Source organism: Prolixibacter bellariivorans ATCC BAA-1284, from assembly GCF_000621705.1.
Classification (GTDB): domain Bacteria; phylum Bacteroidota; class Bacteroidia; order Bacteroidales; family Prolixibacteraceae; genus Prolixibacter; species Prolixibacter bellariivorans.
In genome coordinates this window covers 341,517-359,642 of the sequence record NZ_JHXO01000007.1, presented here as the reverse complement: position 1 = coordinate 359,642, position 18,126 = coordinate 341,517, and the positions used below count along the sequence as shown (strand labels likewise).

Annotated in this window: 15 protein-coding genes; all 15 read left to right on the top strand. The window is 41.4% G+C overall.

All coding sequences use genetic code 11. The annotated features are described in order from the left end of the window. The first annotated feature begins 273 nt into the window (after positions 1-273). The gene (locus T426_RS0109495; RefSeq protein WP_159103355.1) at positions 274-1,173 is read left to right on the top strand and encodes a DUF4412 domain-containing protein; all 900 of its coding nucleotides are present in this window, start codon (positions 274-276) and stop codon (positions 1,171-1,173) included. 168 nt (positions 1,174-1,341) lie between these two features. Then, positions 1,342-3,978, top strand: coding sequence for a bifunctional YncE family protein/alkaline phosphatase family protein (locus T426_RS23255; RefSeq protein WP_025865279.1), 2,637 nt, complete (start codon positions 1,342-1,344; stop codon positions 3,976-3,978). Between the two features lie 154 nt (positions 3,979-4,132). Further along, positions 4,133-4,720 (top strand): TetR/AcrR family transcriptional regulator, encoded by a 588-nt coding sequence (locus T426_RS0109485; protein WP_025865280.1) that lies wholly within the window; start codon positions 4,133-4,135, stop codon positions 4,718-4,720. 55 nt (positions 4,721-4,775) lie between these two features. Continuing rightward, entirely contained in the window at positions 4,776-5,135 is a 360-nt protein-coding gene (locus tag T426_RS0109480) for a cupin domain-containing protein (RefSeq protein WP_027585592.1), read from the top strand. Positions 5,136-5,214: 79 nt separating this feature from the next. After that, a complete protein-coding gene (locus tag T426_RS0109475; protein ID WP_025865282.1) occupies positions 5,215-6,180 on the top strand; it encodes a hypothetical protein in 966 nt (321 codons plus the stop codon). Between the two features lie 68 nt (positions 6,181-6,248). Then, positions 6,249-6,965 (top strand): phosphatase PAP2 family protein, encoded by a 717-nt coding sequence (locus T426_RS0109470; protein ID WP_025865283.1) that lies wholly within the window; start codon positions 6,249-6,251, stop codon positions 6,963-6,965. Positions 6,966-7,589: 624 nt separating this feature from the next. Next, positions 7,590-8,738, top strand: coding sequence for a hypothetical protein (locus tag T426_RS0109465; RefSeq protein WP_027585591.1), 1,149 nt, complete (start codon positions 7,590-7,592; stop codon positions 8,736-8,738). A 369-nt stretch (positions 8,739-9,107) separates the two neighbouring features. Then, positions 9,108-10,904, top strand: coding sequence for a diflavin oxidoreductase (locus T426_RS0109460; RefSeq protein ID WP_025866052.1), 1,797 nt, complete (start codon positions 9,108-9,110; stop codon positions 10,902-10,904). 197 nt (positions 10,905-11,101) lie between these two features. Further along, positions 11,102-11,770: an O-methyltransferase gene (locus T426_RS0109455; protein WP_025866051.1), complete on the top strand. Its 669-nt coding sequence runs from the start codon at positions 11,102-11,104 to the stop codon at positions 11,768-11,770. 6 nt (positions 11,771-11,776) lie between these two features. Continuing rightward, positions 11,777-13,117 carry an APC family permease gene (locus T426_RS0109450; protein WP_025866050.1) on the top strand — a complete coding sequence of 447 codons (1,341 nt, stop codon included), beginning with the start codon at positions 11,777-11,779 and terminating at the stop codon, positions 13,115-13,117. A 406-nt stretch (positions 13,118-13,523) separates the two neighbouring features. Continuing rightward, positions 13,524-14,255, top strand: a complete 732-nt coding sequence (locus T426_RS0109445; RefSeq protein WP_051568967.1) for a redoxin domain-containing protein — start codon at positions 13,524-13,526, stop codon at positions 14,253-14,255. A gap of 432 nt (positions 14,256-14,687) precedes the next feature. Continuing rightward, positions 14,688-15,923: an MFS transporter gene (locus tag T426_RS0109440; RefSeq protein WP_027585587.1), complete on the top strand. Its 1,236-nt coding sequence runs from the start codon at positions 14,688-14,690 to the stop codon at positions 15,921-15,923. 96 nt (positions 15,924-16,019) lie between these two features. Further along, positions 16,020-16,442 carry a MarR family winged helix-turn-helix transcriptional regulator gene (locus T426_RS0109435; protein ID WP_025866048.1) on the top strand — a complete coding sequence of 141 codons (423 nt, stop codon included), beginning with the start codon at positions 16,020-16,022 and terminating at the stop codon, positions 16,440-16,442. A gap of 45 nt (positions 16,443-16,487) precedes the next feature. Continuing rightward, positions 16,488-16,793 carry a YciI family protein gene (locus T426_RS0109430; RefSeq protein WP_025866047.1) on the top strand — a complete coding sequence of 102 codons (306 nt, stop codon included), beginning with the start codon at positions 16,488-16,490 and terminating at the stop codon, positions 16,791-16,793. A 37-nt stretch (positions 16,794-16,830) separates the two neighbouring features. After that, entirely contained in the window at positions 16,831-18,027 is a 1,197-nt protein-coding gene (locus tag T426_RS0109425) for a multidrug effflux MFS transporter (RefSeq protein WP_027585586.1), read from the top strand. The last annotated feature ends 99 nt before the right edge of the window (positions 18,028-18,126 follow it).

Sequence of the window (18,126 nt, the reverse complement as noted above, 5' to 3'; positions counted from 1 at the left end):
CCAGTAAGCATGTTGATTAGGCCGATTTTACCACGACAATAGGTCTGGTAGTTTAATATTTTGTCGAGATCCGGAAGGACAAATCTTCGCTAGATAATATTCTTTATAATTGGTTTTCAGATGAACAAGTGCTAAATTGAATAGCATTCAACCAGAAAAATGAACCAATTTAATCGAGTTTCAGTGATGAAAAAAACATGGATGTTACTTTTAATTCTTGCCGGTGCCTTATGTTTTACGCAACCGGTACAAGCCCAGGGCTTTTTAAAAAAGATGGCTAATAAAGCTTTGAAAAAGACCGAGGAAAGAGCGGAGCAGCGAGCTGAAGATAAAATGGATCAGCAAATTGATAAGGGGTTGGATAAACTGGAAGATTCGCTTGCAAGAGACAGTGTAAGCAATAGTGACGGTGAAGTTTCGAAGGAGGTCAGACAGCAGCAGCGAATGCAACGGATGATGAAAAGTATGGGAATGTCGGGAGAGCCAGTCCCTATTGAAAAGGAATATGATTTTAAGTATTCCACAAAGATGGTTGTAAAGTCCTATAAAAAAGATGGTACGCTTGAAAGTGACGGAACAATGGTCACATTTATGAATCCGGGAAAACATAATTTTGCCTATGAGTTTGAAGGAAGAAGTACGAACGAGGGCTCGAAAGGGAAAGGGATTTACATATTCGATTATAAAAATAAGGCCACAATTATTCTCTCCGATCAGGACGGAAAGCGCACGGGACTTGTTTATGGCCTGGATTTGATGATGAATGCAGATTCATTGTTTGATGCGGGTGAGGAGATGCCGGACAATGCCACCGATATGTCGACCCTAAATCCGAATTTGAAGAAAACCGGCCGTACAAAGACCATTGCCGGCTATAAATGTGAGGAGTATGTTTACGATGATGAAAAAGAGAGAGCTGATATTTGGATTACCCGGGATGTAAAATTGCAAACCAGGGATTTGATGTCTGCTGTTTTTAAGTCAGCTATGTACTCCAATGGTATGCCCTGGGGTTTTTTAATGGAAAGTGAATCGCTTGATAAAGAAACCGGTGAACGTTCGGTTTTAACAGTAACCGAAGTGAATAAGAATCGTGATATGAAATTTGATTTATCACAATACCAGGTTACCAATATGGGCTCATTTAAAATGCCGCAGTCCGATCAGAAATAGTATTGTAATAATTTTAACTTTTTTTATAATAAAATCCCTGTCCAGATCTTTCTGGTGGGGATTTTTTCTTTTTGCTTTGCCGTATATGCATTGAAGTTGTAAATAAAATCAAGAATTCCTGAACAAAGTGGCAACATTTCAGTTTCCTAATTAATCAAAATTCCTGTCATGAAACTAATACAATTAACGCTACTCCTGTTGTGCTTCCTGGTTGTTCCGGCTAGAAGCCAGAATGTAGCGCAGAGTAAGAAAGTAGATGAATCGGGTAACGATGTACTTCCCTGGAACAGGTTGCTCCGGCCCGCCGGTAAACAGATTTACTTTGGCGATAAAAGCCTGGAGAATCATGCGCTGGATGCAGCCTTATCACCTGATGGTAAATGGCTGGCGGTTGAAGAGCGGTACAGCGTAGTTTTTATCGATACCGAGGCCGATTCCATTGTTTTTACCCTGCCGATAAAATCGAGGTCGGAACTGGCCGGAGCCATGAGTACCTATTCCGGAATTATTTGGCACAAAACAAATAATGGGATGGAAGTATTGTGGAGTGCCGCAACGAGCGGTGGAAAATCATTTGTTATTCGTGCAAGCTGGAAAAATAGAAAAGCAGGAATTACAGACTATTTCTCATATGACCCGTTGCCACCGTCAAAAACAGCTCTGCCTAATGAATTGCTGATTCGGAAAGAAAACAACCGGGATTACCTCTATGTAGTACTGAACGGTAACAATGAACTGGTAAAACAGGATTTAGTAACCGGAAATGTGGTATGGAGACAAGATACCGGAGTTGCTCCTTATGGGATTACCGAAGCGAAAGGGAAACTTTTCGTAACCAACTGGGGAGGGCGATTGCCGCTTGGTGATGACGATGTAGTGGCAGGTGTTCCGTGGGGTGAAGCAAAGGTTTCGTTAACTACCGGGGCGACACGCGAAGGAAGCATTTCTGTATTTGATCCGAATAGTGGTCAGTTAATCAGTGAAATTATTACCGGGCTTCATCCCAACGAAATAGTCTCATCTCCGCGAGGAAAATATGTATACGTAACCAACTCCAACAGCGATAATGTGTCGGTTATTGATCCTGTTTCGGATAAAATTACCGAGAACATCATGGTCCGATTGCAGCCCGGCTTGAATAAGTACTGGGGCGATTCACCCGATGGAATAACCGTGTCGAAGAACGGGAAATTCCTGTATGTTGCCAATGGTATTGATAATGCTGTAGCGGTTGTACGTCTCGGAAAACATGCCTCAGCACGGGGATTGAAGCAAAAAAGCGAAGTCATTGGATTCATTCCTACCGGTGCATATCCATCCTCGGTTACCATTGCTGATAATAAGAAAATGTATGTTACCAATATCGAGGCGACTGGTGCACACGTAGGATTACATCAGGGGCCGGAAAAAACACTGGCATACAACACTCACCATATGTTGGCTTCGGTTTCGGTAATTCCCATGCCGGATAAAAAGGAACTGGAAAAACATACCAATACGGTAATCGCCGTCAACGATTTAGCAAGAGTTAAGCTGGCAGAGTTACCGGCACGTGTAGGTGTTGAACCAAAGCCTGTTCCTGATAGAATTGGTGAACCATCGGTATTTAAACATGTGCTGTATATCATTAAAGAAAACCGGACGTATGACCAGGTATTAGGTGATGTTCCGAAAGGCAATGGCGACTCTACCTTATGCATTTACGGACGAAAGATAACTCCGAACATGCACCGGCTGGTCAACGATTTTGTTTTGATGGACAATTACATGGCTTCCGGTAAATGTTCAGCCGAAGGACATCAATGGACCGATGCTTCCATTGTAACTGATTATGTGGAGAAGAACGTGCGTGCCTGGTTCAGAAGTTATCCGCACGTACAGTACGATGCATTGGTTTATGCTCCAACCGGATTTATCTGGGACAACGCTTTGAAGCATGGGAAATCGGTAAAAATTTACGGCGAAGCGGCTGTTCCTGAATTTGATAAATCATTGGGGTGGAAAGACATTTATCAGAAATTTGTTAATGGTGAACCATTTCATTTTACCAATAAAACAACGGTAGGACCGGTAAAACCAATCTTGAGTCAAACCTACCCTGGTTATGACCACCATGCCATACCTGATGTCATGCGGGCAGCTGCATTCGTTAAGGATTTGAAGAAATACGAAAATATGGAAGGAGACTCACTTCCTCAGCTAATGGTTATGGCACTTCCCGCCGATCATACGGCAGGAACTCGTCCCGGCTACCCAACTCCAAGAGCAATGGTTGCCGATAATGATGTTGCGCTCGGTCAGATTGTGGACGCCCTTAGTCATAGTCGTTTTTGGTCCAACACGGTTATTTTTGTTACCGAAGATGACAGCCAGACAGGATGGGATCATGTTTCAGCCTATCGTACGGTTGGAACTGTAATTAGCCCGTATTCCCATAAGGATAAAGCGGTACATGCTGCCTATAATCAACCGGCCATGGTTCGAACCATAGAACAAATTCTGGGGCTTCCTCCGATGAATATTCAGGATGCTATTGCGCCAACCATGGATGCCTGTTTCGGGCAAACACCCGATTATACTCCATATAACGGAGTTAAGAACGAGGTTCCGCTAGACGAAATGAATGCAGCACTTTCATCCTTGAAAGGAAAAGCATTGCATTATGCCAACATTAGTCTGGAGCCGCAATATGACCATATCGATGGGGGAGACGATGACATGTTGAACAAGATACTTTGGTTCAGCGCAAAGGGAAAAATCCCTTACCCTGCGAAACTGGCAGGAAAAGACGATGACGATGATTAACGTTCAGAATGATAGATGAGTAAGGGAGGCCGTCGGCCTCCTTTTTTTATGATGTTAAGTGTATTAACGTAAATTTTATATAAAAATATCTAAACGAGTATGCTCGATTTCAAAAAGTGTTGTACTTTTGTTAGTGAGTATTAACTAACGCATCATGTATACCGAAAGACAGCTGGAGATTATTCACACGGGAATCAAGCTAATTGCTGAAAAAGGCCTGCAGGGATTGACGATTAAAAATCTGTCGAATGCCATTGGTATATCAGAACCGGCCATTTATCGGCATTACAAAAATAAGAAAGAGATCCTGGTGAACATCATCGACTTCTTTTCAAAATCTACTGAATTAAAGATAACCGAGATTGCCAAAAGTGATTCACCAAGCTTCGATAAACTAAGATTGGCTTTTGAGTTTCAGTTTAGTCGGCTACAAAAAAATCCTGCGCTAATCTCTGTCATTTCCTCCGAGGAGATTTACCATGGGGAAGATTACCTGAAAGAGAAAATTAGAGATATAACGCTTTTGGTCGCAGGACAACTAGAGGCTATCGTGAAAGAGGGGCAGGCGAAGAATGAAATCAGGGACGATCTTCCTTCATCCCAGATAACAATCATCATTATGGGCGCGATGCGCATGATGATGATGAAATGGCAGTTATTTGATCAGAAAATAAACCTGGTGGAAGAAGGTGTCAAAATTCTGGAAAACGTATTAATGCTCATCTCGAAGAAGGAATGTTAGCATCATAGCTGGAATGAGTTAACAAGTATTATGGATTGGATTAAAATTGACAAGGATGAAAATAGTGCATCGAAATCCGTGGATGCAGTCCATCAGTGGAAGAGAAGTGGACTTGCAATATTTATACGAGAATAAATCACTGCAAATTCTTCAGTTTGATTTGTTACCCGGAGAAAGCATGGGACCAAAAATTTTGCCATGCGACATGATTTACTATATCGTGGAAGGAAATCCTACCATCCGCGTTGCTGAAGACAAGATGATTGGGTCGAAAGGTACATTGGTAGAGTGTCCTGCACATCTGGTGCATAGTTTTAGCAGTAATGTAGGCGATACCATTCAAGTGCTTGGAATCAAAGTGCCTGCGGGCGAAAAGACAGATCAATTCCGGAATCATTTTTTTTATGGTATGTAGGTTAGTTAGTATTAACTAATACTAAAATAACTTAATAAGTATAAAGGTTCAGACGTAATTGGACGAAGAGAATTGTGTGATGAAAAGTCTGTTTAAAGGCTCGTTGACGAAGTATGGTTTTTTGGGAATTATACTCCTGTTAACTACGACAAAGCTATTGGCTCAGGAAACATCGGAGTCACAAAAATTAATGTCAGAATACATTGGAATGGTGCATTCTCCCAGTTATATAACATTCAAACAGGGGATTGGAAATCTAAATCCGCTTTTGTTCGAAGCGGTAGTGGCACCCTATTATCTGGTGAATCTGTCGCATAATGGCGAGTGGGCAATGGACATTTCCTTTAAGGGAATCATCCGGATGAGAGATCAGCGTTCCTATCCGATTACTACGCCGAGTTACATGCCCAGTCTTACGGTGTACCGGAATTTTGGTGATCGGGATATTTACAAAGGAGAATTGCTTTCCTTTTTAACATTGGGGCATCATTCCAACGGACAAAGCGGACCGGTATATAATTCGGACGGTACATACAATACCGAAGACGGAAATTTTGCCACCAATTTTATTAAGGTTGGATGGATGCTCATAGACGATCAGTCAAAAGGAAATCAGCTTATTCCGGAGTATTTTAAATTCGGTTTTGAAACACATTTACTGAATTCGAGAGGCTTAGTGAATGATTATGGTCTTTTCAGACTCAATTTCGACTCGGAATTGAAGAATTATCTGGGAGCAGTAAGAAGCCTGATTTCTGGTAACGATTATCGGGAAAAAGAACCAGACAGTTATTTCAACAAAAGTCAGTTGAGATATCACATGCATTTTACCTGGATGATTGATAATCGCTCGCCGGAAAGGAAATATGATTTATCGAGACAATTCGATTTTTCATTTCGGGTGGCTTATCATCCTAAACTGCTGAATGATATATCCTTGTTCGCAGAATATTACTATGGACAGGATTATTACAATATCTACTTCAATAACGAACTATCAGTCTTTCGGATTGGTCTGATGGCTTCCAATTTTCGTGTCAGATAGATTGTAAGTAGCCGTTATAAAAGAGTTTATTTCAAAAATCAACACAGATTATAAAGTATTCACATTGTATGAAAAAATTCATTTGGGATAATAAATATTTCCTCCTTCCATTATTGATGTTCTGGACTGTATTGGCGTTTTTATTACTCGCTTATGGTTATCATGACAGCTTTCTGGTCATGAACAGCATTCACTTTAACTGGCTCGATTACCCTATGCTGATTTTAACATGGCTGGGCGATTCATTCTTTCTGTCAGCATTGATGTTACTTTTATTTATGCGCAAGGATATGAATATGGTAATAGTAGCCATAATGAGCGTGGCTATCACTGGTTTGCTCGCACAATTCCTCAAGCATTGGGTATTTTTTGAATGGAACCGACCGTTAACGGTATTTGCCGGAAAAGATATGGTGCACTATGTTGGTGATTATATCTTGCATAAATATAGTTTTCCATCAGGTCACAGTACAACAACAGCTGCTGCATTTACCGTTATTGCCTGGCATATCAGAAAGAGAAAAATAATGCCTGTTGTGTTGGGCTTGTTGACGGTTGTTGTATCCTATACCCGGATTTATCTGGGTGCCCATTTCCCTGGTGATGTATTGGCCGGAAATCTATTGGGCTTTATTGGTGCATACTTTACCATACGTTTTCTGGCTCCGGTTATTCGTCATTATTTTGGCAGAATATCAACGAGCAAACGTCGTCATTGGCAACGCTCTTTATTTGTGGCAGCATTAATTGTGATGATTACCATAATCATTCATCCTTTCAGTTAATAAGCAGTTATAATCTCATAGCTTGGTAAAAAAAAAGGCAGCCTGATAAACAGGCTGCCGGCAATCCGTATTGGATTAAGGAATAAAAAGGCAAAAATTGGATCGAATTTAGGAGCATGATCCAATGTCTTTATATATAATATTTTACTTGATTACGTCCTGGTCCGGTTATTCAATTCTGGCAAACTGAAATAACCATTATAAAATTAACAAAATATCTTTGAATATACAATCCTTTTTTTCACTTCCTCAAATAAATATTATGTAATACAATTTAATGTAGTGGTTATGAGTATTTTTTGATATAAACACTTATTATCACGTGTAGATGTTTGTAGTGTTGGTTAAAAAACGTTAAATTGAAGACGATTAATAAGAAAATTGACACTTTCTTCGTTGTAGTTAACGAGGAATTTGCATTTTTGCTTTCTGAAAAGCACTTCTCAAAACCTTAAGAATTATTGACGGAGCTTATTGATTAGCAGACTGAGATCATTTGGGAACCCCCACCATCATCCCAACTGTTCGTAAGTCCGTTTTTCGATGGAGCATTTGTTTGTGTTTTTAATAACAAATTCCCCTTTGTATTAAAAAGTAATCACTTGTAAACAAAATCTTATGGTTATGAAAAATAGGATGTTTTTGTCCGTAATTGTTGCAATGGCAGCTGTTGGAATGTGGAGTTGTTCACAGAACTCTGACGGAGGAGTTACCGATGTTAGTAATCAAACATTGAAGGAAGCCATCACGAATAGTGCAGATCAGGTAAGCACGGCGATGAGTGACATTAGTAGTTCTGATGGTTACAAGGTAATAACCTCTGGAAACAGTAATCTGAAGTCGGCAGATGTCTCTGCGACCGGAGATGAAATGTTTTCCGACAGTATTACCCTGGCCGATGTTAGCGGAGTTTATGAATACCAGGATTCGGTACTTAATGAAATGCATTGGGGATACAGTTCTTACATGTACAATCACTTCAAAATGACGGCAGATACTTCGTTGTTTATTATTAAGCTTCCTGAAAAATTGGCCGTACATCATCCGGAGTATTGTTTCTACAAACCACAACAGGATACGGATACCCTGGTGAATAATTTTGTCATCACTACATCAAAATACCGGTATAAATATGCTTTCCCCGGTGGTTTGTCCTATAGCCTGGGAAGTGATATTGCTGTTTCTGACACGGCAGTTGGTAATCTGGATATTGAGTGGATGATGGGCAGTCCTGAAAAACCGTACAGTTATGCATCAACATTTACTTTTGCCAGCGGTTACGCAGTTGGTATGCAGGCTGAGAGGACAGATACTACCAAGCTTTACGACTACAATCTCTCTGATGGCGATCAAACGCTTTACGACGAGATGGTTCAATGGAGTAAAGATACTGGTACTGGTGTCTATACCAAAGTACACTCTCTGACTATTGGCGACGTGAAGATCGTACATACCCATACAGCAGACTCCGATTCACTGGAAGTATATAAGGGTGGAGAACTCCAGCAAAATGCTACTGTAACTGTTGTTGACAATAGTAGTCAGAATGACAGTGACGCAGAATACACCACTTTCTGCAACAAGTATCGTGACTACGAGATTACCTTCGATGACAGTACCACGGTATTACTGTCTGATCTACTCGGACCGACAAGAGACACGTTGAGTCAGTTGTTCACCTCGATGCATGAGATGAAGTTTGCTACACATTTGGTCAACTACATTGCATGGAATGTATACTACCGTGATAAGATGAAATTGAACGATAATTAATCATCACATTCAATAGAATTAAAAAATCCGGTTAACGCCGGATTTTTTTTGCGATAAAGTGTGTATTAGTGGTGTAGTCATGCTGAATTATGATTCATCGTATCAATTTCATGTTGGTAAATAGTCCGGGATTTGAGTTGTTTGTTATCAGTTGATTAAATTCTTTCTAAATAAACATGCTTCTAACAAATATTACACTAATTTTGAAGCATTATTAATAAGCAGTTCCGAGCACTTGTTTAGCTGTTTAATATTTGAGTCTTCAAGTATTAGAGGGGCTTAATTAAACAGCATTTCGGGTTTAGGAAGTTTGCGTTGAATTGAAAAGGCGATTGCGTGCAATGCCTTAATTGACAAGTTTTAGATATTATGAGTAATACATTTGGTTCGGAAATGAAAAATGAGTTTCGGGCTGTGAATAGTGAAAGTGTTGCGCAGCAAAAGAAACAGCTGGACTGGATAAACAACCACTTGAAAGGGGAAAGTTTTATCCCCGGGAAATATTTCGTACACGCCGAACAGGAAAATGGAAATTCCGGAGATGGTAATATTCCCTTGACCATTTTATATGGAACGCATACTGGTCATAGCGAGGATATTGCGTACCGAATTTTTGACGTGGCAGAAGCCTCAGGTTTTGAAGCAAAAATCTTCCTGATGGAAGAATACAGCTATTCAGAGGTCGCCAATGCCAAAAATGTTCTGATGATTCTTCCCACACATGGTGAAGGCGACCCGCCAGTCAATTCGGTTGACATGCTGGCTTATTTACGGAGCGATGAGTGTCCTTCGCTTACCGATGTGAATTATGCCGTTTTGGCGCTTGGAGACAAGATTTACAAGAGCTTCTGTAAGGCAGGTGTTGACTTTGATGAGGTGATGAAGGAGCGCGGTGCCAATAATATTCTGCCCATTGTCAAGTGTGATGTGGATTATGAAGAAGATGCATCCAATTGGATCACGACTGTATTACAGGTTGTTCAGGAAGTAAATGGAGGTGCAGGCAATGAGCCTATGGCCGGGGTGACCGAGAGCAGTGACTCAAAAGATACCAGCTATTCGAGGAAAAATCCCTATTTCGCACGCGTTAAACGGAAAGTACGTTTAACCGGCGAGGATTCGTTGAAAGATGTTTACCATGTTGAACTAGACATTGCCGATTCGGGATTTACTTATGAACCCGGCGATAATGTTGGAGTGTTTGGTAACAATCCGGTTGAATTAGTCAAAGGCATTCTGGATTATACCGGCATCGATGGTCAAACGGAAGTGGCGTTGAAAGAATGGTCGCTTCCGCTTGAAACAGCACTGCGTAACCGGTTGGAAATAAATATTCTGACCAGCCATATATTAGCCAGTTATTACGAACTGACCAATATTGAAGCATTAGGAAATTTGCTCGCTGATGAGAAAAAACTGGATGCATATTTATATGGACACGATGCGCTGGATATGTTGACGGATTTCCCGGCAAAAATAACAGCCAGCCAGTTGGTAAGTGTGTTGCCCGAATTGTCTCCTCGTCTTTATTCCATTGCCTCCAGTCAGAAAGTATATCCCGACGAAGTTCACATCACGGTCGTCGCTGTTCGGTACCGAAATCGCGATCGTGACCGCAAAGGAACTTGTTCTACTTTCCTTACCGACCGAATTGAAGAGGGGAGCTGGATTCCGGTATTTATCGATCGCAACCTTGGATTTAAGATGCCGGAAGAATTGGATGCTCCGATGATTATGGTAGGAGCGGGAACCGGCGTAGCACCTTATCGCAGCTTTATTCAGCAACGAAATGGTGATCACATTAATGGAGAATCCTGGTTGTTCTTTGGCGATCAGCACAAAAAATCAGATTTCCTCTATCGCGAAGACTGGGAAAAGTTCAGACAGGAAGGTGTTTTGACAGAGTTGTCACTGGCTTTCTCGCGCGATCAGGAACAAAAAGTATACGTTCAGCATCGAATGCTGGAGAAGAGCAAAGAACTATATAACTGGCTTCAGAAGGGCGCCTATCTTTATGTTTGTGGAGATAAAACGCACATGGCCCGCGATGTTCACGAAACGCTAAAAAATATAGTCGCAGCTGAAGGCGGTCTTGAACCGGAAAAAGCTGAAGATTTTCTGAAAGAGCTAAAAAAGCAAAAGAGATACCAAATTGATGTTTATTGATTGATATTTTGCTACCGGAATTATTCCGGACTGAATGGAAAGAGGAGAGAATATCTCCTCTTTTTTTTGTTCAAAGTATTCTGTTGTATCATTAAGGTAGCTTTTCATCTTCATGGAAATGAAGTAATTTAGATAGATTGGAGTATGTGTATTGATTGTTGTGGTTCGGTTTGTGTGAAAAACTAAAGATACCGAATATGAAACATCCACTCAAACTTCTAATCGCCTTTACACTGGTAGCCATTGGTTTTGTGGTGCCAAATTTCTCTCGCGGCCAGGGATTATACGTTGAGCCGAAAAACGATTTAGATCGTAAAGTTCAGCAGTTTCTCATTGCACACAAGCAAAGCTGGCACGATATGAATATTCCAAGGGCTGATGGTAAGCTTCTCTACAAAATCATTGTCGACAATAACTATAAAAGTGCAGTAGAAATAGGTACCTCCACCGGACACTCCGGAATTTGGATTGCCTGGGCATTGAGTAAGACAGGAGGAAAACTCATTACTTTCGAGATAAATGAGCGCAGATACCAGGAAGCACTCGAACACTTCAGAGAGGCAGGTTTATCGGATTACATTGACGCCCGGCTGGGAAATGCCCGGGAATTGGTTCCTAAACTGGAAGGTAAATATGATTTTGTGTTTAGCGATGCCGATAAAAACTGGTACACTAACTATTTTAAGGCAATGGCACCGAAATTGAAAGTGGGCGGCTGTTTTACGGCACACAATATTCGAAAAGGTGGAGGCTATTACGGGACGGGTGAGTTTCTTCGATATGTTGAAAGTCTTCCGAATTTTAAAACGACGGTAGACGAAAATGGTGGCGGAGTTTCCATTAGTTATAAAATTGCTAAGCCTTAATCGATTGTGCTTTCCAGCGAAAATCATCAATTACAGCGTAAACTGGGTCTACTGGCATTGCTAAGTATGGTGGTTGCTAACATGATTGGCGCCGGGATTTTTACGACTTCCGGTCTTATCATGGCGCAACTGCGAAACCCTTTCCTTTTGTTATTATTATGGGCGTTCGGAGGTTTTATCGCATTTTGCGGAGCCTTAGTGTACAGCGAACTGGGCGCTGCAATGCCCGAGGCAGGCGGGGAGTATGTTTTTCTTTCTCGTCTTTACCATCCGTTATTGGGATTTCTCAGTGGCTGGATTTCCTTTGTAGTTGGTTTTTCAGCACCGATAGCTGCATCGGCCATAGGTTTCAGCGAATATATCATACAGGGTGTTCCATCTGATTGGGTAATGGAATATCATCTCTCTAATCTATTTGCCATAAGAGTGTTGGCTGTACTGGTGATTGCTCTGTTTACCGTTATTCATGTCCGGGGAATTGAGACCAGTGCCAGGTGGCAGAATATTTTGACAGTTTTAAAAGTAGTTTTGATTACCGGGCTGATCATTTCCGGCTTTATATGGGGAAAGGGTAGTTGGGAGCATTTTGTTTCCGAAGCCTATACCATAAAAGGTCCGGGTTGGCGAAGTATCGGACTTTCCCTTATCTGGGTCATGTTCGCTTATAGTGGATGGAATGCTGCTACCTATCTGGGTGGCGAAGCTGTTTGCCCGCAGAAAAACATTCCACGTTCGCTGCTTTTCGGAACCCTCGTTGTTATTTCTCTTTACCTTGCTTTGAACTTTCTTTTTATTTATGCCATACCTCCTGAAAAATTCCAGGGAGAAATAACGGTCGGTGCTACGGCGGTAGTCCATCTTTTTGGCGAGAATGCGAAATACATTTTATCATTTCTGATTGCATTTGCCCTTTTGTCCTCCATCAGCGCCTTTATCGTGTTAGGACCTCGTGTTTACTATGCAATGGCAAAAGACGGATTCTTCTTTCGTTTTGCTGCCAAAGTAAGTTCACGATACCGCATTCCGGTTCGTTCCATTATCCTGCAAAGTAGTGTATCCGCTTTAATGGTCATGACAGGTACGTTTGACCAGATACTAACTTTCATGGGATTCGCTTTGGGTATCTTTCCCATCATTGCTGTACTAGGAGTGTTCCGGTTGCGCAAATTAAAAAGAACAACCTACCGGCATCCCGGTTATCCTTATGTTCCGGTCATCTATGTGGTTACAGCAGTAACAATGCTGGTTTTAACTGCCATCGAACGTCCTGCAGAATCATTAATTGCCATCGCTGTGATTTTAGTTGGGATTCCTGCCTTTCTACTTTTCAAGAATAGTAATGCTTAGTCTTGTTAAAAATTCATTCATTGACTGATTGACATAAAATCAGTATTATATGCCTGTGAACTAGATGCGTGAGTTGATATCTAAAGAATATCAGATAACATAAATATTGAGTGTGTGAACAATAATTAAGATTATGAAAGTATTTATTTTAATAACTGATTATCAGGTGCTAATCATTGGTTTGTTTGTATTAGCGCATAAATAGGAGTAAAACATCTTAAATTAAGATTATTTCAACAGCGGACAGGGGAGTTAGTGCATTAAACAATTTAGATATTATTGTATAAATTAAAGAAAGTCAATATGTTAAAGTTTTCACAAAAGATGCGAATTTGGATCGTCAACATTTCTTTTGAGTTGAGAAAGGCATACATTTAATTGTTATTTAAACCAAATAAAAATAGCTATGAAAAAGACAATGTTCATTTTCGCAGTTTTGTGTCTAATGATTGCACCTTTCTGGGCACAGGCACAGGACGATTCCCGAATCCCATTAATTGGGGAGAAAGCTCCAAGTTTCACTGCTGAAACAACACAGGGTACACTAAATTTTCCGCGTGATTACGGACGGAATTGGAAGATTCTTTTTAGCCATCCACGTGATTTCACGCCGGTTTGTTCATCTGAAATTATCGAATTATCCCAAATGCAAGAAGGTTTCAAAGAGTTGGGTGTTAAATTGGCGGTCGTGTCTTCCGATACACTGTCTCAGCATAAAGCTTGGGTGAAAACCATCAATGAATTAAGATACAAGGACAGGCAACCTGTTAAAATTGATTTTGCTTTAATTGATGATAAGAATTATGTAGTTGCCAAAAAGTATGGTATGATGCACAGGCCAGTCAGTACATCGGAATATGTGCGCGGTGTATTTGTTATTGACGGTAAAAATATCGTCCGGGCTGTTTTCTTTTATCCTCACAGTGTTGGTCGTAATATGGAAGAAATAAAGCGTACGGTCATTGCTCTCCAGACAACTGATAAGGAACTGGTTTATACGCCAGCCAACTGGATGCCGGGAGATGATGTGCTGGTTCCTTATTTTCCTTATACAGATAAAGAATTGAAAGATGATCCTAAGGTAGCGGACAATTTCTACAACGTTGGACACCTAATGCATTTTAGAAAGTCCAAGTAATTGGATTGCCAATGCTCAAATAGTGAATGACTTCAGAAAAGTCATTGCTCTCCCCAAAGCTCCCAAATTCCCCACCGCTAACTGGTTGTTGCGGAGTAGGCCCGGCGAGGCTTAATAAAACACCGGTTAACCGTTCGGAAAATAAAACTCCGAACTCCTATCTAAAACTTGTGAGGTTTAATTCCCGTAAAAACGAATGAGACGGTGACAAACACAAAGACTAGCATAAATTTAAAATCAATTTATATTTAAAGCCTTGCAGATGACGCAAGGCTTTCTTTTTGTTCTGACTAAATCCATGTCTTTAAATATTTGGGAGGGACAGTATTGAAAAATCTAAATATGTCTATTCGAAGCCAACATTCTGCTATTTTTGCCGTTGGTATATTCATAAATACACTAAAGCCTAATCTAACCTTTTAGTGAACATCGATGAAAAAGAATTTCAATACACTAGAGCCAGGCATTTCTCAGCATAATTTTATTGCTTTTCTCTGGCATGCCGGCTTCCTGGCATTTGCCCAAAACTTTATGGATATCGATACGGTCATTCCAGCGATGTTGATTGAGGCCGGCGGAAATTCGGTGCATGTCGGTATCATGTCTGCCATCTTGCTGGGAGGTTCCAGTTTTACGCAAATCATTTTCGCGCCTTACCTGAGTAACCAGTCACATAAAAAGAAATTCCTGTTACTGGGAATCAATTCCCGGATATTGTCACTGTTAGGACTTGGACTAATCCTTTATTTCTGGAAATCGAACGGTAGTTTTCCCATCCTTTGGATGATTTTTCTTTTCATTACTTTATTTGCGCTGGGAGGAGCTTTTGCCAATATCAGCTACACCGATATTATCGGAAAATCGATTCGAACAGAGGCCAGAAAGTCATTCTTCTCTGCCAAACAAATTATCAATGGCACCATTGTGTTGTTGTCGGTTTTAGCGGCTCGTCAGGTGCTGGTTTCCAGACCATACCCGGTAAACTATGCTTTTATGTTTTTTATTGGATTTGCGGCCCTGTTTATCGCCTCATTAGGATTTTGGTCGATAAAGGAGACTGTTCCGTCGCGCACGCGAATTGCCGGTATACGTCACTTTATGGAGGTGATGAAACAGGAGTTGAAGGCCAATCCACGGTTAAAATACTTTCTGGGCTTTATTAATACACAGGGAATTGCCATCAGTTTTTTGCCATTTGTAATTCTCTATGCCAAGGAGTTCTACGGTACAGAAAGCAGCGATACTGGCTTTTTCCTTATTAGCAAAGTACTGGGCAGTGTAGCTGTTTCTATGCTGGTTTTCGGCTTTCGGAAACGCGTTCGTTACCGGTATCTGCTCTATTCCAACGTTGTTTTGGCCCTGGTCATGCCCTTGCTCATTATGCTACCTGGCGGAAGACCATCATTCTTTCCGGTATTTATTGTCGGTGGGGTAGTGTATGCCATGTATTCCATAGCCATGAACGGCGTGTTGCTGGAAGTTTCGGGTAATGATAACCGGGCATTGTATGCAGGCTTTGCCGGAGCTGGCAACATCATTCCTGCGTTGTTTCCCATTGCGGGTGGCTGGATCATCCATTCGTTCGGATTTCATGCTTTTTTTGGTTTGTTTATGGGGATCGTTCTGTTATCGCTCTTTTTCGTATTTAAAATTCATTGTAAAAAGTAAGTAAGCTCACCAACCACTCCGAAACGGTTCAATTTTTATTAAAGTTGGAGTTCCAACTATAATCATTAATTTTGTTTTCGAACTAAATCGTTTGTAATGGGAAAGCACCGTTCAGTTGGGCGACTTATCAGTATTCTTCACCGCGCATCGCAAATGTATTTTCAGCGAGAGTCACTGCCCTTGGGATTGCCACATGGCCAGTTTCAGGCACTTCATTTTATAGCTGAAAATGAAGGCTTGCCACAAAGTCAAATTCAGACCCACTTTGAACTCGACAAGGGAAGTGTTTCCAGCCTGGTGAAAGGATTGGAAAAAAATGGATTCATCGTGCGGAAGTCGGACGAGCTGGATAAACGTGCTGTAAAGATTTACTTGACAGCGAAAGCGCGAAAGCAACTTCCTGCCATCAATAAAGTTTTTAAAGAATGGACGTGTCAGCTATTGGCTGGATTTTCTGATAAAGAGAAAGAAACGCTGTTTGATTACATGGGACGGATGATGGCCAATGTAAAAGACTGAAAATTGGATTAGCTGAACTCATTTCAGAAATAAAAAACGAATAATATGCATTATTTCATGATTGAAGGGACGTTTTACGGCCCGGTTCCGGTTAGTCCGGAAGAATTGGAGAATGTTATTAAGGAACACATTGCTTACCTGCAACGAGGTTTCAATGAAGGTTGGATGCTTTTTTCAGGGCCAAAGGCACAAACTGGTGGCGGAATTATCCTGATGAAGGCTGGTTCGATGGAAGAAGTGGAACAATTTCTGGCAGATGATCCGCTGAAAAAATCCGGTGTGCAGGAATACCATGTAGTGGAGTTCCGTTTTCACGACGGTCAACCGGAAGTGAAATCGTGGTTTAGTTAATCTTTTCTATTTGCATTTTAACACCCCAGGCAGATATATGACCATTCAAAAAACGAGCAAATACTTTATCGTCGTTACTTCAGTGCTGTTGGCTTTCCTGACAGCTTTGTCGCCATTTGGCATTGATACCTATTTGTCGGCCATGCCGGTTATGGCTAAGTCATTCGGTGTTAATATCCATCTGATTGAAATTACCCTGACATTATATTTCCTGGGTTTTGCCATGGGGAATGTATTTGGCGGACCGCTTTCTGATTCTTTCGGTCGCAAAAAAGTAGCCTTAACCGGCGTTTTGCTTTACGGATTATCTTCTGCTGGTATTCCTTTTTCACCCAATGTAGAGATGGTCTGGGCACTGAGGGTTACACAGGCTTTTGGCGGCGGATTTGCTTCGGTAACGGCTATGGTATTTGTCCGCGATTGGTTTGAGGGAAAGCAAGTGGCAAAACTGGCAACCCTTATCGGGATGATAATGATGCTGGCCCCTTTGTTTGCCCCGGTTATTGGAGCTTTCTTACTTGACTGGGGCGGTTGGCATGCCATATTTTTCTTCCTGGCCACCTACGCCGTAGTGTTGTTTTTCATCTTTCTTGCGTTGATGCCCGAATCTCGTCATCATGCGCATCTCACACACAGGGTAACAAAGGAGCAGTTGATTGGGAAGTACCGGATATTTTTTCAACATCGCAAGGCGGTGATGATGTTGCTGACCATCAGTTTTGCCACAGCCGGCATGTTTACCTTCATCACCAGTTCGTCATTTATTTACATCGAATACTTTGGTTTTACCCATCGTGTTTTCCCTTTGCTTTTTGGCGCCAATGTGATTCTTTACATTGCACTTTCGTTACTGAATAACTGGCTGCTAAAAAATAAGGAGCCCGAGCAAATGATGAAGCTTGGGCTGCTCCTTCAGCTGATTGGCGGTATTTTTATGTTCGTTGGTGTATTACTTCCTACGCCACCCTTTGCCATCATATTTGGCGCCATCGTGTTGTTTGTGGGGAGTCTGGGATTGATATTTGGCAACGGGACGGCTGTTATCCTCAATCTGATGCCGGAAATCAGCGGTTCGGCCAATGCTACCATCGGTGTTTCGCGGTTTATTCTCAGCTTTATCGCAGGTACCATTCCAGCCCTGTTTCAAACGGGTACGCTTGTCCCGATAGGAGTAGTCATGTTTAGCTTGTCTGTGCTGGCCAACCTGTTCTATCTGGTTTTCAAGCGAAGCTGACTCTCTTCCGGACTTCATCTCCTGAGCAAAACCAAAAAGTCTCACGGGCTGTTTTAATGATGAATGCTTGCTAAAAGGCAGCTATCGACCAAATGATTG

Excerpts from the sequence above, each read along its gene's own strand:
- T426_RS0109475 (WP_025865282.1), top strand. The coding sequence starts at position 5,215 with ATGAAAAGTCTGTTTAAAGGCTCGTTGACGAAGTATGGTTTTTTGGGA.
- T426_RS0109445 (WP_051568967.1), top strand. The coding sequence starts at position 13,524 with ATGAAAAAGACAATGTTCATTTTCGCAGTTTTGTGTCTAATGATTGCA.
- T426_RS0109435 (WP_025866048.1), top strand. The coding sequence starts at position 16,020 with ATGGGAAAGCACCGTTCAGTTGGGCGACTTATCAGTATTCTTCACCGC.
- T426_RS0109425 (WP_027585586.1), top strand. The coding sequence starts at position 16,831 with ATGACCATTCAAAAAACGAGCAAATACTTTATCGTCGTTACTTCAGTG.
- T426_RS0109460 (WP_025866052.1), top strand. The coding sequence starts at position 9,108 with ATGAGTAATACATTTGGTTCGGAAATGAAAAATGAGTTTCGGGCTGTG.
- T426_RS0109480 (WP_027585592.1), top strand. The coding sequence starts at position 4,776 with ATGAAAATAGTGCATCGAAATCCGTGGATGCAGTCCATCAGTGGAAGA.
- T426_RS23255 (WP_025865279.1), top strand. The coding sequence starts at position 1,342 with ATGAAACTAATACAATTAACGCTACTCCTGTTGTGCTTCCTGGTTGTT.
- T426_RS0109470 (WP_025865283.1), top strand. The coding sequence starts at position 6,249 with ATGAAAAAATTCATTTGGGATAATAAATATTTCCTCCTTCCATTATTG.
- T426_RS0109440 (WP_027585587.1), top strand. The coding sequence starts at position 14,688 with ATGAAAAAGAATTTCAATACACTAGAGCCAGGCATTTCTCAGCATAAT.
- T426_RS0109485 (WP_025865280.1), top strand. The coding sequence starts at position 4,133 with ATGTATACCGAAAGACAGCTGGAGATTATTCACACGGGAATCAAGCTA.
- T426_RS0109465 (WP_027585591.1), top strand. The coding sequence starts at position 7,590 with ATGAAAAATAGGATGTTTTTGTCCGTAATTGTTGCAATGGCAGCTGTT.
- T426_RS0109430 (WP_025866047.1), top strand. The coding sequence starts at position 16,488 with ATGCATTATTTCATGATTGAAGGGACGTTTTACGGCCCGGTTCCGGTT.
- T426_RS0109455 (WP_025866051.1), top strand. The coding sequence starts at position 11,102 with ATGAAACATCCACTCAAACTTCTAATCGCCTTTACACTGGTAGCCATT.
- T426_RS0109495 (WP_159103355.1), top strand. The coding sequence starts at position 274 with ATGGCTAATAAAGCTTTGAAAAAGACCGAGGAAAGAGCGGAGCAGCGA.